General features: G+C 75.1%; 15 protein-coding genes and 1 tRNA gene. 7 read left to right on the forward strand and 9 right to left on the reverse strand.

Annotated features, from left to right (window positions below):
- The first annotated feature begins 3 nt into the window (after window positions 1-3).
- Window positions 4-891 carry a DUF6474 family protein gene (locus ACVJO7_RS07820; RefSeq protein WP_344024087.1) on the forward strand — a complete coding sequence of 296 codons (888 nt, stop codon included), beginning with the start codon at window positions 4-6 and terminating at the stop codon, window positions 889-891.
- A gap of 7 nt (window positions 892-898) precedes the next feature.
- Here the strand turns inward: ACVJO7_RS07820 and ACVJO7_RS07825 are convergent, their stop codons facing one another.
- Genes ACVJO7_RS07825 through ACVJO7_RS07835 form a run of 3 tightly spaced genes read right to left on the reverse strand, consistent with a single transcriptional unit; the run spans window position 899 to window position 3,503 of the window.
- Window positions 899-2,332, reverse strand: coding sequence for a dihydrolipoyl dehydrogenase family protein (locus tag ACVJO7_RS07825; RefSeq protein ID WP_491672306.1), 1,434 nt, complete (start codon window positions 2,330-2,332; stop codon window positions 899-901).
- A gap of 31 nt (window positions 2,333-2,363) precedes the next feature.
- The gene (locus ACVJO7_RS07830; protein WP_491672307.1) at window positions 2,364-3,026 is read right to left on the reverse strand and encodes an NAD(P)H-binding protein; all 663 of its coding nucleotides are present in this window, start codon (window positions 3,024-3,026) and stop codon (window positions 2,364-2,366) included.
- 24 nt (window positions 3,027-3,050) lie between these two features.
- A complete protein-coding gene (locus tag ACVJO7_RS07835; protein WP_491672308.1) occupies window positions 3,051-3,503 on the reverse strand; it encodes a DUF4442 domain-containing protein in 453 nt (150 codons plus the stop codon).
- Between the two features lie 233 nt (window positions 3,504-3,736).
- On the opposite strand from ACVJO7_RS07835, the gene ACVJO7_RS07840 reads away from it, so the two are divergent.
- The 3 genes from ACVJO7_RS07840 to ACVJO7_RS07850 all read left to right on the forward strand — a co-directional run bounded on the left by ACVJO7_RS07840 (window position 3,737) and on the right by ACVJO7_RS07850 (window position 6,704).
- Complete coding sequence (locus tag ACVJO7_RS07840; RefSeq protein WP_344024079.1) at window positions 3,737-4,765, forward strand: NAD(P)-dependent alcohol dehydrogenase; 1,029 nt, start codon at window positions 3,737-3,739, stop codon at window positions 4,763-4,765.
- Between the two features lie 80 nt (window positions 4,766-4,845).
- The gene (locus tag ACVJO7_RS07845; protein ID WP_344024077.1) at window positions 4,846-5,913 is read left to right on the forward strand and encodes an amidohydrolase family protein; all 1,068 of its coding nucleotides are present in this window, start codon (window positions 4,846-4,848) and stop codon (window positions 5,911-5,913) included.
- The gene (locus tag ACVJO7_RS07850; RefSeq protein WP_491672309.1) at window positions 5,913-6,704 is read left to right on the forward strand and encodes an iron-sulfur cluster assembly protein; all 792 of its coding nucleotides are present in this window, start codon (window positions 5,913-5,915) and stop codon (window positions 6,702-6,704) included. The genes ACVJO7_RS07845 and ACVJO7_RS07850 overlap by 1 nt, the downstream gene beginning before the upstream one ends.
- 102 nt (window positions 6,705-6,806) lie before the next feature.
- On the opposite strand, the gene ACVJO7_RS07855 is transcribed toward ACVJO7_RS07850, so the two are convergent.
- Entirely contained in the window at window positions 6,807-7,610 is an 804-nt protein-coding gene (locus ACVJO7_RS07855; RefSeq protein WP_491672310.1) for a class I SAM-dependent methyltransferase, read from the reverse strand.
- Between the two features lie 19 nt (window positions 7,611-7,629).
- Window positions 7,630-8,190 carry a hypothetical protein gene (locus tag ACVJO7_RS07860; RefSeq protein ID WP_491672311.1) on the reverse strand — a complete coding sequence of 187 codons (561 nt, stop codon included), beginning with the start codon at window positions 8,188-8,190 and terminating at the stop codon, window positions 7,630-7,632.
- 168 nt (window positions 8,191-8,358) lie between these two features.
- Here ACVJO7_RS07860 and ACVJO7_RS07865 point away from each other — a divergent pair, with 168 nt between their 5' ends.
- Together ACVJO7_RS07865 and ACVJO7_RS07870 are read left to right on the forward strand one after the other, a co-directional pair.
- Window positions 8,359-9,570, forward strand: a complete 1,212-nt coding sequence (locus ACVJO7_RS07865) for a sensor histidine kinase (RefSeq protein ID WP_491672312.1) — start codon at window positions 8,359-8,361, stop codon at window positions 9,568-9,570.
- Entirely contained in the window at window positions 9,567-10,244 is a 678-nt protein-coding gene (locus tag ACVJO7_RS07870) for a response regulator (protein ID WP_344024068.1), read from the forward strand. The genes ACVJO7_RS07865 and ACVJO7_RS07870 overlap by 4 nt, the downstream gene beginning before the upstream one ends.
- Before the next feature lie 13 nt (window positions 10,245-10,257).
- Here the strand turns inward: ACVJO7_RS07870 and ACVJO7_RS07875 are convergent, their stop codons facing one another.
- The 3 genes from ACVJO7_RS07875 to ACVJO7_RS07885 all read right to left on the reverse strand — a co-directional run bounded on the left by ACVJO7_RS07875 (window position 10,258) and on the right by ACVJO7_RS07885 (window position 12,688).
- Window positions 10,258-10,599 carry a TfoX/Sxy family protein gene (locus ACVJO7_RS07875; protein WP_491672313.1) on the reverse strand — a complete coding sequence of 114 codons (342 nt, stop codon included), beginning with the start codon at window positions 10,597-10,599 and terminating at the stop codon, window positions 10,258-10,260.
- A gap of 52 nt (window positions 10,600-10,651) precedes the next feature.
- Complete coding sequence (locus ACVJO7_RS07880; RefSeq protein WP_344024064.1) at window positions 10,652-11,806, reverse strand: 5-methyltetrahydropteroyltriglutamate--homocysteine S-methyltransferase; 1,155 nt, start codon at window positions 11,804-11,806, stop codon at window positions 10,652-10,654.
- 99 nt (window positions 11,807-11,905) lie between these two features.
- Window positions 11,906-12,688: an IclR family transcriptional regulator gene (locus tag ACVJO7_RS07885; protein ID WP_491672314.1), complete on the reverse strand. Its 783-nt coding sequence runs from the start codon at window positions 12,686-12,688 to the stop codon at window positions 11,906-11,908.
- Between the two features lie 51 nt (window positions 12,689-12,739).
- Between ACVJO7_RS07885 and ACVJO7_RS07890 the strand changes: the two genes are divergently transcribed.
- Complete coding sequence (locus ACVJO7_RS07890; RefSeq protein WP_344024060.1) at window positions 12,740-13,366, forward strand: nucleoside/nucleotide kinase family protein; 627 nt, start codon at window positions 12,740-12,742, stop codon at window positions 13,364-13,366.
- 151 nt (window positions 13,367-13,517) lie between these two features.
- Here ACVJO7_RS07890 and ACVJO7_RS07895 read toward each other — a convergent pair.
- Window positions 13,518-13,600: transfer RNA gene (locus ACVJO7_RS07895), tRNA-Leu, on the reverse strand.
- Window position 13,601 lies beyond the last annotated feature (1 nt).

Here is a 13,601-nt window from a genome sequence, read left to right on the forward strand (position 1 = left end):
GACATGGGACTGCTGCGCAGGAAGCCGAGCGCGGGCGAGCGGGCCGCCGCGGCGACCAGGGAGGCGGCGGTCGACGCGTCGGAGTGGGTCCAGGACGCGGCCGGCAGCACCCGGGACGCGGCCGACCGGGCGACCGAGAAGCTGCACCGCAGGGCCGCGAAGGCGCGCCGCCGGGCGGAGGCCGCGGGCCGCCGGGCCGACAAGGCCGGGCGCCGGGCCGCCCGCACCACCCGCCGGGCCGTCGGCAAGGGCGGCGACCGGGTCGCCTCCGCCGCGCAGGGCCTGCTCAGCGAGGCCGACCTGAAGGCCCGCTCGGCGGACCGCAAGGTCACCAGGGCCGCCGCGAAGGCCGACGCGAGCGCCCGCAAGGCCGAGGCGAAGGCGTCGCTCACCGCGGAGAAGGGCCGGCTCAAGAGCGAGGCGCGGGCCGCGAAGCAGGCCGAGCGCGAGCGCGTCGCCCGCGAGTGGAACGCCAAGAAGGTCCAGCGCTACCTGGGCATCGCCAAGCTCCTGGCGCCGCTGCTGGCGCCGTACGCGATGGCGGCCGCCGGCTCGCTGCGGCACCGGCTCGACGACCAGCGCTCGCGCCGGCTCGGGGTCTCCCCGGACGAGCTGGGCGGCTACTCCGGGCCGGGCGGCAAGCTGCACGCGCGGCTGTCCCGGATCTCGCGCACCATCACCGAGCTGCGCGAGGACGGCACCACCGAGTCCGACGCCGCGGCGAAGCGGTTCGCCGACGAGACCGAGCCGCGGCTGCACGATCTCGCGGCCGCCGTCCGGGCCGCGGAGAACATGCCGGTCTCCCGCCGCAAGGCGGCCTACCGCACGATCTCCCGCGACCTGGACCGGATCGAGGTCGAGCTGCTGGACCACCTGGGCGTGCGGTCCTGATCGCCGCTCAGCCCGCCCGGTAGGCCTCCAGCAGCCGCAGCCAGACCTCGCTGACGGTCGGGAACGCGGGCACGGCGTGCCACAGCCGCCGCAGCGGCACCTCGCCGACCACGGCGACGGTCGCGGCGTGCAGCAGATCGGCGACGCCGGGCCCGACGAAGGTGAGGCCGGCCAGCACCTCCCGCTCGGTGTCGACGACGGCGACCACCCGGCCGGACCAGCCGTCCGCGGTGAGCGACGACCCGGCCACCGCGATCTCCATGTCGATCACCCGGACCGGCAGCCCGGCGGCGCGGGCGGCGTCGGCGGTCCGGCCGACCCAGGCCACCTCGGGATCGGTGAACACCACCTGCGGGACGGCCGCGTGGTCGGCGGTGGCGGCGTCCTCACCCCACGGCCCGGCGTCCAGCGGCCGGCCCCCGGCGCGGGCGGCGATCGCGTGCGCGGCGATCCGGGCCTGGTACTTGCCCTGGTGGGTGAGCGGTGCCCGGCCGTTGACGTCGCCGACCGCGTAGAGCCAGTCGCCGCCGCCCTCGACCAGTCCGGAATCGTCGACCGGGACGGCGCCGCGGTCGGTGGTGCGCACCCCGACCGAGTCCAGCCCGAGATCGCCGGACGCCGGACGCCGGCCGGTCGCCACCAGCAGCCGGTCCACCTCGACGACGTCCCCGCCGCCGTGCAGCCGGACCGCGTCGGTGCCCGGGCCGGAGCCGGGGCCGGCCGGCTCGACCGAGTCCAGGCCGGTGCCGCTCCGCAGGTCGACGCCTGCCTCGCGCAGCCCGTCGGCGACCCGCTCGGAGGCGACCGGCTCGGCGTTCGGCAGCACCCGCGGGCCGTGGTGGAACAGGGTGACCCGGGAGCCGAGCCGGGCGAAGGCCTGCGCCAGCTCGCAGCCGACGACGCCGCCGCCGAGCACCCCGAGCCGGTCCGGGATCTCCTTCGCCGAGGTCGCCCCGCGGGACCCCCAGAACGGCACCGAGTCGAGCCCGCGGACCGTCGGCGTGACCGGGACGCTCCCGGTGGCCAGCACGACGGCGCGCCGCGCGGTGACCGGGGTGAGCACCCCGTCGTGCCCGGTGACCTGCACCTGACGCTCCCCGGTGAGCCGCCCGCGGCCGCGCAGCACCACCACGCCGGCGCCCCGGGCCCACTCCTCCTGCCCGGAGTCGTCCCAGTTGCCGGTGAAGTACGTGCGCCGCTCCAGCACCGCGGCCGGATCGAACTCGGCGGTGACCCCCGGCAGTCGGCGGGCGTCGGCGACCGCCTGCGGGGTGCGCAGCAGCGCCTTCGACGGGATGCACGCCCAGTACGAGCACTCGCCGCCGATCAGCTCGTCCTCCACCAGGGCGGCGGACAGGCCGGCGGCGGCCGCGTAGCCTGCGGCGTTCTCCCCGACCGGACCCGCCCCGATCACGACGACGTCGTACTCGTGCTCGCTCATGGCCCCAGCATTCCCGCCCGGGCCGGATTTCTCACCCGCCCAGCGCCGCCACCGCGTCGGCCACCGCGATGTCACCCGAGCGCAGCTCCAGGGTGGACCCGATCGTGTGATCGGCGGTGAGCAGCGCGGCCAGCACGGCCGCGGTGTCGTCGCGGGTGATCTCGCCGCGGTCCAGCGGCGGCGGCACCAGCGTCACCTTGCCGGTGCCCGGGTCGTCGGTGAGCCGGTGCGGGCGCAGGATCGTGGCGGCCAGCCTGCGGTCGGCGCGCACGGCCTCCTCGGCGGCCTTCTTCGCCCGGATGTAGGCGGCCCACACCTCGCCGAGCCCGGGATCCGGCTCGGTGTCCACCCCGGTCGAGGAGACCAGCAGGTAGCGCCGGATGCCGGCGGTCGCGGCGGCGTCGGCGAGCAGCGTCGCGCCGTCCCGGTCGACGGTCTCCTTGCGCGCCGCGGTGCTGCCCGGCCCGGCCCCGGCGGCGAACACGACCGCGTCGGCGCCGGTCAGGTGCCCGGCCAGATCGGTGGCCGCGGTCGACTCCAGATCGGCGAGCACGCCGCTCGCACCGGTGGCGCGGACGTCGTCCAGGTGGTCGGGATTGCGCACGATCGAGCGCACCGTGTGCCCCTGCCCGGCGAGCAGGGTGGACAGCCGCAGCGCGATCTGTCCGTGTCCTCCGGCGATGACCACATCCATGACGGCGACGCTAGCGGCCCGGCGCTACCGGTGCGGCTTGAGCGTCCAGACGATCGTCATCGCACCGGTCTGCACGCCGTCCGCGTCGGTGATCGTGACGTCCACGGTGAACTCCGGACGGGTCCCGGCGTCCAGCTCGGCGAGCACCTCACCGGCCGGACGGGTCAGCACGGCCTCGGCCCGCAGGTCGCCCCTGGCGAGCTTGAGGTAGCGGATCTCGGACCGGACGACCAGCGGGACGGCCCGGTCACCGGCCGCCGCGAAGGCGGCCAGCCCGACCGCGCCGGACGCGGTCTCGCCGAGCCCGAACATCACCGCGGCGTGCGGACCGCGGACGTGGTTGTGCTGGTCCGGACGGTCGGGGAGGAAGGCCTCCACCCGATCGGTGCTGATCCGGCCGAAGGAGATCCCGGCGGTGGACACCCACGGGACGGCCTGCGTCATCGCGTCGGCCACCCAGCTCACGTCGTCTGCCATGCCCGCATGCTACTCACCGGTAACCACCTGCGAAAGCGGACCGTTTTGTCCGAATTCTCGAAGAGCGAGAAGGGACCCTCTTGTCCGCGGTCCGCGGCGGGGTTCTGATCGCTGTGACGGGTGGCACAGAGACCGCGGTCACCGACCGCAGCCGACGGGCCACGACAGGAACGCCGCGTAGTCCCACCACATCCGACGTGCACCGACGCGCGTCCGACCCAGGAGGTACCCGAGTGAAAGCCGTGCGGGTGCACGCGTACCAGCAGGATCCCCAGATCGACGACATCGCCGAACCGAAGATCCAGGGCCCCCTGGACGTCATCGTGAAGATCGGCGGGGCCGGTGTCTGCCGCACCGACCTGCACATCGTCAACGGCGACTGGGCCGAGATCCAGAACCCCGATCTGCCCTACGTGATCGGCCACGAGAACGCCGGCTGGGTGCACGCCGTCGGCGACGCCGTCACGAACGTGAAGGTCGGCGACACCGTCATCCTGCACCCCCAGCCGTCCTGCGGGCTCTGCCTCGCCTGCCGGTCCGGGCGGGACATGCAGTGCACCGGTGACGCGTTCTTCCCCGGCCTGTCCAGCAACGACGGGGGCATGGCCGAGTACCTGCGCACCTCCGCCCGGGCCTGCGTGAAGCTCGACCCGAGCACCAACCCGGCCGACGTCGCCGCGCTCGCCGACGCGGGCATCACCGCCTACCACGCGGTGCGCAAGTCGGTGCCGTTCCTCTACCCGGGCACCACCGCCGTCGTGCAGGGCGCGGGCGGGCTGGGCCACATCGGCATCCAGGCGCTCGCCGCGCTGACCGCCACGAAGATCATCGTGGTGGACAAGAACCCGGCCGCGCTGGAGCTCGCCAAGAAGATCGGCGCCGACGAGACCGTGGTCGCCGACGGCAACCACGTCGAGGCCGTCCAGGAGCTCACCGGCGGCGGCGCGACCGTCACCTTCGACTTCGTCGCCGAGGAGGGCGCCGAGCTCGACGCCTGGGCGATGACCGGCCCGGCCGGCTACAACTTCGTGCTCGGCTACGGCGGCGAGTTCAAGGCCCCCACCCTCGACTTCGTCGCGGGCGAGAAGAACGTGATCGGCAACATCGTCGGCACCTACAACGACCTCGCCGAGCTGATGGTCCTCGCCCAGGCCGGGAAGGTCACCCTGCACACCGTGCAGTACCCGCTCGAACGGGCGATCGACGCGCTGCACGATCTCGACGCGGGCAAGGTGCGCGGCCGGGCGATCCTCGTCCCCTAGGGCCGATTCACACGTACGTACAAGACGTACGTCTTTCCTGACCACCACCGAGCGGCGACGACGCCGGCGCAGGAGGAACCATGTACGAGAAGGATGGCGAGAAGTACTTCGTCGTCGACTCCCACTGCCACTTCTGGGACGCCTCCCGGGAGAACTGGCGCGAGGGTCGCGAGCAGTACGCCAAGGGCTGGATCGACTGCTTCTACGGCTACCACCAGCTGGGCCCGCCGGAGACCCACTGGGACTGGGAGAAGTACCTCAAGGTCTCGGTCGACGACTTCGAGCGGGACATGTTCGTCGAGGGCCACGTCGACTACGCGATCTTCCAGTCGACGTACCTCAAGGAGTGGTACACGAAGGGCTTCAACACCACCGAGCAGAACTCGGCGCTGCTGGAACGGTTCGGTGACAAGGTCATCGTCAACGGGCGGTTCGACCCGCGCGAGGGCGACGAGGGCCTCAAGCAGCTCGAGGCCGACGCGAAGAAGTTCAACCTCAAGGGCGTGAAGCTCTACACCGCGGAGTGGAACGGCGACTCCCGCGGCTACAAGCTGACCGATCCCGAGGCGTACCGGTTCCTGCAGGCCGCGCAGGAGCTCGGGATCAAGAACATCCACGTGCACAAGGGCCCGACGATCTGGCCGCTGGACAAGGACGCGTTCGACGTCGCCGACGTCGACCACGCCGCGACCGACTTCCAGGGCCTCAACTTCATCGTCGAGCACGTCGGGCTGCCGCGCATCGAGGACTTCTGCTTCATGGCGGTGCAGGAGCCGAACGTCTACGCCGGCCTCTCGGTCGTCATCGGCGGCCTGATGCACGCCCGCCCGAAGTTCTTCGCCAAGGTGATGGGCGAGCTGCTGTTCTGGGTCGGCGAGGACAAGATGACCTTCGGCGGCGACTACAACATCTGGACGCCGAAGTGGCAGGTCGAGGGCTTCGTCGACTGGCAGATGCCCGACGACGACCAGTTCGCCGACTACCCGCGGCTCACCACCGACAGCAAGAAGAAGATCCTCGGCCTGAACGCCGCGAAGCTCTACGACATCCCGGTCCCGGCCGGGCTGGAGCTGCCGGACACCTCGGCCGACGAGGCGATGGCGCCGGGCGAGGAGCTCGTCGACAACAAGGCCGGGGCTCAGGCGTAATGGCCGGCGGACCTGCTGAGACCCTCGACGACACGGGCGCCGTCACCGGCACCGCCGGCGTCGTCGACCGGCAGGCCGTGTGGTCCGCGCTGGGGACGGTGCTCGATCCGGAGCTGGACGAGCCCATCACGGATCTCGACTTCGTCGAGTCCTGCACCGTCTCGCCCGACGGTCACGGCGGCAGCGTCGTGACCGTCGGGCTCCGGCTGCCGACGTTCTTCTGCGCGCCGAACTTCTCGTTCCTGATGGTGGCCGACGCCTACGACGCGGTCACGGCCGTCCCGGGAGTGAGCAGCGCGCGGGTGACGCTGGCGGACCACCACGCCTCCGACGAGATCAACGGCGGGGTCGCGGCGCACGCCGGTTTCGTGAAGTCGTTCGAGGGCTCGATCAACGGCGAGGCCGCTGCCGAGCTCGACGAGCTGCGGCACACGTTCCTGGCCAAGGCCGCGCTGGCCGGCCAGGACCGGGTGGCCCGGCCGCTGGTCGACGCCGGCCGCACCCCGGAGGAGCTGGCCGCGCTCACCCTCGGCGAGCTCGCCGGGACCGAGGCCGACACCGACGAGCTCACCCGGATGCGGCGCCGCCGGGAGACCATCGGCCTCCCGGCCGCCGACGACGCCCCACTGCTGGTGCACTCCGACGGGTCACCGGTGACGGTCGAACAGGTCCCGCTCCACCTGCGCCGGGCGCGGTTGCAGCGGGTCGGGATCGAGACCAACGGGGAGTACTGCAAGTCGCTGCTCAAGATCCGTTACACGGATCGGGCCCCGGCCGCCGCCGGGAGCTGAGCGGGCCGGCGGAACCCGGACCCTGCCGGGACCGCCGACCACGTGGGCCGTGCCCCGCCGCCGGGGGCACGGCCCACGTGCGTGCCGGGCCCGGGGTGAGGCTCAGCCAGGGGTGGCGTCGAGCACCCGGACGGTGTCGACCAACCGGTACCCCTCCCCCACCCGGAACGGCTCCAGCGCGGCCAGCAGCGCCTCGCGCACGGCCCCCGGACCGGCCGACCGGGCGGCGTGCCTGCCCGGTCCGGACGCCAGCACCCCGGCGACCAGGTCGTCCGGGTCGGGATGGTCGGTCGGCACCCGGACGACGGCGATCTCCCGCACGACCAGCCCGGCCGTCCCGGCGAGCTTCGCCAGCCGCTCCGGGTCGGTCAGCGGCGGCGCCCCGGTACCGCTGCGGTCGGCTCCCGGGCGGACGACCGGTGCGGCACCGCCCGCCCCGGGGCCCGGTCCCGCACCGGCCCGCGGCGGGTCCTGCCGCGGGGCCGGGGCCGCCGCGGTCAGCGGGGCCAGTGCCGCGCCGATCACGGCCGCGTCGCACTCCTCCGGTGTGCCCCAGACGCTGGCCCGCACCGCACCACCGGGGGCGCACACCCGCCCGGCCTCGCGCAGCGCCAGCACCGGGTTCGTCAGGTGCTCCAGTACCTGGACCAGGGTGACCAGGTCGAACGCGTCGTCGTCGAACGGGAGCTCGTGCGCGTCGCCGGGACGCAGATCGGCGGCCGGTGCGGCCCGCTCCGCCATCGCCAGGGCACCGCGCTCGACGTCCACGCCGGACACGGTCAGCCCGGCCGCGAGCCCGGCCACCAGCAGCTCACCGGCGCCGCAGCCGACGTCGAGCAGCCGGGCGCCGGGCGCGGCCCCGGCCAGTACGCGCTCGTGCAGGGGGGACGGGGTGGTCTCGGTCACGCTCGGACCGTAGCGGGCCTCAGCGTCCGGCCGCCGTCGACGAGCGGGCCGCCGCCGTCGACAGGGCCAGGAGCACGGCGGCCAGCACCGCGCCGCGCAGCAGGTTCCCGCCGAGCTGGGACAGCGGGACCAGCCCGATCAGGTAGACCGGCAGCAGCACCGCGAGCGGGCCCGGCAGCGTCCGCCCGCGCCGGGCCGCGACCGCCAGCCCGAGCAGGCCGACCAGCACCGCCGCGTTGGCGACCACCGCGAGCGGCCCGAAGAACGCCGGGTCCGAGCCGTTCACGTTCGAGACGGTGGTGCCGGACGCGAGCAGCAGGTTGCCCGCGACGAGCGTGCCGCCCGCCCAGCGCGCGCCGGTCTGCGCGCCGAGCCGCCACCACAGCGGGGCGGCGGCGAGCAGGGCGAGCGCGAACAGGGTGAGCACCGCGTGCACCCGGGCGTCGTGCACCCCGGCACCCTGGTCGCTCCGGGTCAGCTGCAGCACACCGACGACGGCTTCGGCGACGGCCGCCGTCGCCGCGGTGACGACGAGCGGCCGGCCGACGGTACGGGTCGGGGCGGCGGTGGCGGTGGTCATGGGCGGTTCCCCTCGATCGGGCGGCGCCGCACCCGGCGCCGCGGACGACCACGAGCCTGTGCCGCCGCCCGGGGCGCCGGCGTCGGCCGCGGGCCGCGGCCGGGTCCACCGCGCGGCGCCGCCCGGTACGACCTGAGATGGACGACGGCGGGCCCGGACCGCCCTACGGTGATCCCCGTCACCGCGCTCGCGCGATCGCCGGCCGGGCCCCGGCGCAGCGAGTTCCTGGTGACCGCGGGCCTGCTGCTATGGGCCGTGCTCGAGGCGGTCGCCGCGCCCCGCCCGCTGCCGCTCGCGCTGGCCCTGGCGGCGGCCTGGTCGCTGCCGACGCTGTGGATGCGGGTGGCTCCGCTGCCGTCGCTGGCCTTCCTGCTCGGGACGTTCCTGGTGGACGCGCTGCTCGCCGGCGCCCCACCGGCCGGGGCGATGCCGTTCCCGACCGTGCTGCTGCTGACGTTCGCCTGCGGCCTGTGGGTGCGCCGGACCGCGGTGTCGGTGGCCGGCGGGGTGGCCGCGTCGGCCACCGTCCTCGTCGTCCAGCTGTTCGGCTACTACACCGAGTCGGTCGGACCGCAGCTCGCCGTCGCGGTCTTCTTCGTCGCGGGCGCGTGGACCGCGGGCCGGTTGCTGCGCCGCCGGGCCGAGGACCTGGTCCGCGCCGAGCAGGACCGGGCGCGGGCGAGCGCGCTGGCCGACGCCGCCGAACGGGAGGCCGCCACCGCCGCGCGGGAGGCGGTGGCCCGGGAGCGGGCGGCGATCGCGCGCGAGCTGCACGACGTCGTCGCGCACGCCGTCTCGGTCGTCGCCGTGCAGGCCGGCGCCGCGGAGGACCTGGTCGGCACCGATCCGGAGCGCGCCCGCCTGCACATCGGCCACGCGCGGGACGGCGCGCGCCGGGCGATGGTCGAGATGCGGCGGATGCTGGAGGTCCTCGACCCCTACGACGAGGCCCGCGAGGACCTCGCGCCGCTGCCCGGCACCGGCCGGATCGGCGACCTGGTCGCCGCCACCCGGGACGCGGGAACGCCGGTGACGTTGCACGAGACCGGGGACGCCGCACCGCTGCCGCCGGCGGTGGACCTGGCCGCGTACCGGGTGGTGCAGGAGTCGCTCACCAACGCCCGGCGGCACGCGCCCGGGATCGCCGTCACGGTGCTGCTCGAGCACGGCCACGACGCGATCGGGATCGAGATCCGCAACGGACCGGGCGGCCGGCCCGATCCGGTGTCCGGCGGGACCGGGACGACCGGTCGCGGCCTGCCCGGGATGGCCGAACGGGTGCGGGTGTTCGGCGGGACGTTGCGGGCCGGTCCGGACGACGACGGCGGGTTCACCGTCCGCGCGCGGCTCCCGCGCTCGACGACGGCGGCCGCACCGTGAGCGCCCCGATCCGGGTACTGCTGGTCGACGACCACGAGCTCATCCGGTCCGGCCTGGCCGGGATGCTCGGCGCCCGGGACGGCATCGAGGTCGTCGGCGAGGCGGCGGACGGCGCGGCCGGGCTGGCCGAGGCGGCCCGGCTGATCCCGGACGTCGTGCTGATGGACGTGCGGATGCCGGTCCTGGACGGGATCGAGGCGACCCGGCGGCTGCGGTCGGCGCCCGGCCGGGCCCCGCGGGTACTGGTGCTGACGACGTTCGACCTCGACGAGTACGTCTACCGGGCGCTGCGCGCGGGCGCCGACGGGTTCCTGCTCAAGGACGCCCCGCCGGACCGGATCGCCGAGGCCGTCCGCACCGTGGCGGCCGGTGAGGCGCTGCTCGCACCGGCCCCGACCCGGCGGCTCATCGAGCGGTTCGTCGCCCGCACCGGCGCCGTGGACGCCGCTCGCGAGCGGCTCGCCGCGCTCACCGACCGGGAGACCGAGGTGCTGCGGCTGGTCGCCCGCGGCCGCTCGAACGCCGAGGTCGGGCTCGCCCTGTTCGTCAGCGAGGCGACGGTGAAGACGCACCTGACCCGGGTCTTCGGCAAGCTCGGCCTGCGCGACCGGGTGCAGGCCGTCGTGTTCGCCTACGAGTCCGGGCTGGTCGAGCCCGGGGGCACGGTCGGCTGAGCCCGGCCGGGCCTCACTTCGGCGGCAGCCCGCGCACGAACCCGACGCCCTCGGCCACCCAGTCCGCGAGCTCGGGGCCGTCCAGGTCGTCCGGATCGGGCTCACCGACCACCCGCAGCCAGCCCGCGAGCTCGCGGCCGTTCATCACCATCGGCGACGCCCGGGGCCTGCCCAGCAGCTCACCGGAGCGCCGCGGATCGACCCGCACCATCAGCCCGCCGGCTCCGGAGACGGCCACCGCCATGTGCCCGCCGACCAGGAACGCGAGCCCACCGAACATCCGCCGCTCGGCCACCCGGGGCTCCGCCGCCAGGCCGGCGCGGATCCGGGCGGCGAGCCCCTCGTCGTAGGCCATGGCCGGAGTATGGCCCGGACCGCCGACAGCGGACCGGATCAGCGGGCCGGGATCAGCGGCCCCAGACCTGCTCGGCGACCGAGACGATCAGCTCCAGCTTGCGCTTCTGGTCGTCCACGGTGAGCGCGTTGCCCTCCACGGTGGAGGAGAAGCCGCACTGCGGGGACAGGCACAGCTGCTCCAGCGGGACGTACTTCGCCGCCTGCTCGATCCGCTGCACGAGCTCGCCGGCGTCCTCCAGCTCACCGGTCTTGGTGGTGACCAGGCCGAGCACCACCTTCTTGCCCGGCGGGACGAACCGCAGCGGCTCGAAGCCGCCGGAGCGCTCGTCGTCGAACTCGCAGAAGAAGCCGTCCACGGCCAGCTCGCCGAACAGCGCCTCGGCGACGTGGTCGTAGCCGCCCTCGGCCGCCCAGGACGACCGGTAGTTCCCCCGGCACATGTGCGTGGTGACCTGCAGGTCGGCCGGCCGGTCGGCGATCGCGGCGTTGATCTGGCGGATGTAGCGCAGGTGCTGGGTCTCCGGGTCGTCGCCCTTCGCGGCGAGCTCGGCCCGGTGGTTCGGGTCGTTGAGGTAGGCCAGCGCGGTGTCGTCGAGCTGCAGGTAGCGGCAGCCGCGCGCGTACACCGCGGACAGCTGGTCGGCGTAGGCCGCCGACAGGTCCGCCCAGAACGCCTCGACCCCGTCGTCGCCGGGATAGACGTCCTGGTCGATGACCGCCCGCCCGCCACGCGCGTAGACCATGCTGGGCGAGGGGATGGTGAGCTTCGGCGTCGCAGTGGTGACCTGCGACGCGAGGTGGTCGAACGCCGTCGCGAAGATCGGCTCGGCGAGGTGCACCCGGCCGTCGACGGCCATCCCGGCGGAGGTGAAGTTGTTCTCCCCGGAGGAGTTGCGCATCTTCACCTCGACCCGGCCGTCGGTCTTGGTGATGCCGCCGAGCGCGTAGATGAAGTCCATGTGCCACGAGGTGCGGCGGAACTCGCCGTCGGTCGCGGAGCGCAGCCCGACCGACTCCTGCAGGGCGACCACGTCGGTGATCGCGGCGTCCTCGGCGGCACGCAGGCCGGCGTCGTCGAGCGTGCCCGCGGCGTGCTGCTCGCGCGCCGCCAGCAGCTCCGGCGGGCGGAGCAGGCTGCCGACGTGGTCGGCCCGGAACGGCGCGGTGTCGGTCGGTGCCTGCGAGGACTGCGCTGTCTCCGTCATGCCCGCGAACGTATCGCCGGGTGCGCATGCCCGCCGACCCGACTTCCGGAATATGGAAGACCGGTCGACGGGCCGGGGCCCGCCGGGCCGCGGCCCGGTTCAGCCGGACGCCGCCATCCCCGGCGCGGCGGCGAGGTGCCGGGCGAGCGGCCCGGCGGCCTCGCGCACCGCCTGCTCCAGCTCCCAGCGCCGCCCCGCGAAGTCCGCCCGGCTGACCAGCACGGCCAGCGCCGCGGCCCGCTCCGCCGGTACCGCGACCGCCAGCCCGGCGCGCCCGCGGGCGTGCTCCTCCACCTCGACCGCGACCCCGGCCGAGCGCACCCGCAGCAGCTCCCGGTCGAGCAGCCTGCGGTCGACCAGCGTGTGCGGGGTCAGCGGGGCGAGCGGCCCCGGGCCGAGCACCTCGGCGAGCCGGCCCGGCTCCAGCCCGGCGAGCAGCACCTTGCCCGGCGCGGTCGCGTGCGCGGGCAGCGGCTCCCCGGGCATCGCACCGGGGCCGGGATGGGCCGCGCAGGTCTCGGTGTGCGCGACCACGACGTCGTCGGACCGCAGCACGGTGAGCACCGCCGCCGCGCCGATCCGGGTGTGCAGCTCGGCGAGGATCTCCCGGGCCGGTTCGGGCGGCGCGATCCGGTCGGTGATGCCGCGGTACAGCCCGACCACCCGGTAGCCCAGCCCGTAGCCGCGAGCCGCGTGCAGCCGGACCAGGTAGCCCTCCTCGACCAGCGTCCCGAGCAGCCGGTACGTGGTCGGCAGCGGCAGCTCCAGGCGGCGGGCGAGCGCCTTGGCGGTCACCCCGTCGCCGGCCTCCGCGACGGCCTCCATCACCCGCAGCGCGCGGCGCAGCGCCACCCCGGCCGCGGTGGAGGACTCGGAGACCACCGGCCTAGTCTCGCCGCCGGGACCGATCGGCACCAGCGACCGGGAGGACGAGTGGCGGGTGGCTTCCGCCCGGTGGACCGGACCGGGCTCGCCGGGTACCTGGCGGACCGGCTCACCGACCGTCCCGGACGGCTGCGGGTGCTCCTCGACGGTCCGCCGCCGGCCGGTCCGCTCCCGCTGGCCCGCGCCGTCGCCGAGCTGCTGCGCGCCCGTGGCCGCGACGCGCTCGCCGTGGACGCCGACGACTTCCTCCGCCCGGCCTCGCTCCGGCTCGAACGCGGCCGCACCGACACCGGCATGTTCCTGGACGGCTGGCTGGACGAGCCGGCGCTGCGCCGCGAGGTGCTCGGGCCGGGCGGCCCGGACGGCTCGGGCCGGGTGCTGCCGCGGCTGCGGGACCGGGTGCGGGACCGCGCGTTCCGCGCGGAGCCGGTGCCGCTGGCCGACGGCGGCGTCGTGCTGCTGGCCGGCGGGCGGCTGCTCGGCCGCGGCCTGCCCGCCGAGCTGACCGTGCACCTGCGGATGGGCCGGGCGGCACTGGAGCGGCGGCTGGGTCCCGACGACGCGTGGACGGCACCCGCCTACGCCCGCTACGACGCCGAGGGCGACCCGGGCGGACAGGCGGACGTGCTCGTGATGGCCGATCATCCGGACCGTCCGGCGCTGCGGGACGCCTGACCGGCGCACGGCGACACCCGGCCGGACGGGCCGCGGTGACGCAGCGTGGAGCCTGGACCGGACGGAACGGGATCGGGTGAGCTGCGATACCGATCGCGCGATGGCGATCGTGACGCCCGGGGAGGAAGATCTCCACCAGGAGGTGAAAGTGTGGGCGAGGAGGGAGTTGAACCCTCACGTCCTTTCGGACACACGGACCTGAACCGTGCGCGTCTGCCATTCCGCCACTCGCCCT

Source organism: Pseudonocardia sp. DxW (assembly GCF_058448985.1).

Coding starts and splice junctions, on each gene's coding strand:
- ACVJO7_RS07825 (WP_491672306.1), bottom strand. CDS start 2,332: ATGAGCGAGCACGAGTACGACGTCGTCGTGATCGGGGCGGGTCCGGTC.
- ACVJO7_RS07860 (WP_491672311.1), bottom strand. CDS start 8,190: ATGACCACCGCCACCGCCGCCCCGACCCGTACCGTCGGCCGGCCGCTC.
- ACVJO7_RS07875 (WP_491672313.1), bottom strand. CDS start 10,599: ATGGCCTACGACGAGGGGCTCGCCGCCCGGATCCGCGCCGGCCTGGCG.
- ACVJO7_RS07845 (WP_344024077.1), top strand. CDS start 4,846: ATGTACGAGAAGGATGGCGAGAAGTACTTCGTCGTCGACTCCCACTGC.
- ACVJO7_RS07820 (WP_344024087.1), top strand. CDS start 4: ATGGGACTGCTGCGCAGGAAGCCGAGCGCGGGCGAGCGGGCCGCCGCG.
- ACVJO7_RS07880 (WP_344024064.1), bottom strand. CDS start 11,806: ATGACGGAGACAGCGCAGTCCTCGCAGGCACCGACCGACACCGCGCCG.
- ACVJO7_RS07850 (WP_491672309.1), top strand. CDS start 5,913: ATGGCCGGCGGACCTGCTGAGACCCTCGACGACACGGGCGCCGTCACC.
- ACVJO7_RS07830 (WP_491672307.1), bottom strand. CDS start 3,026: ATGGATGTGGTCATCGCCGGAGGACACGGACAGATCGCGCTGCGGCTG.
- ACVJO7_RS07835 (WP_491672308.1), bottom strand. CDS start 3,503: ATGGCAGACGACGTGAGCTGGGTGGCCGACGCGATGACGCAGGCCGTC.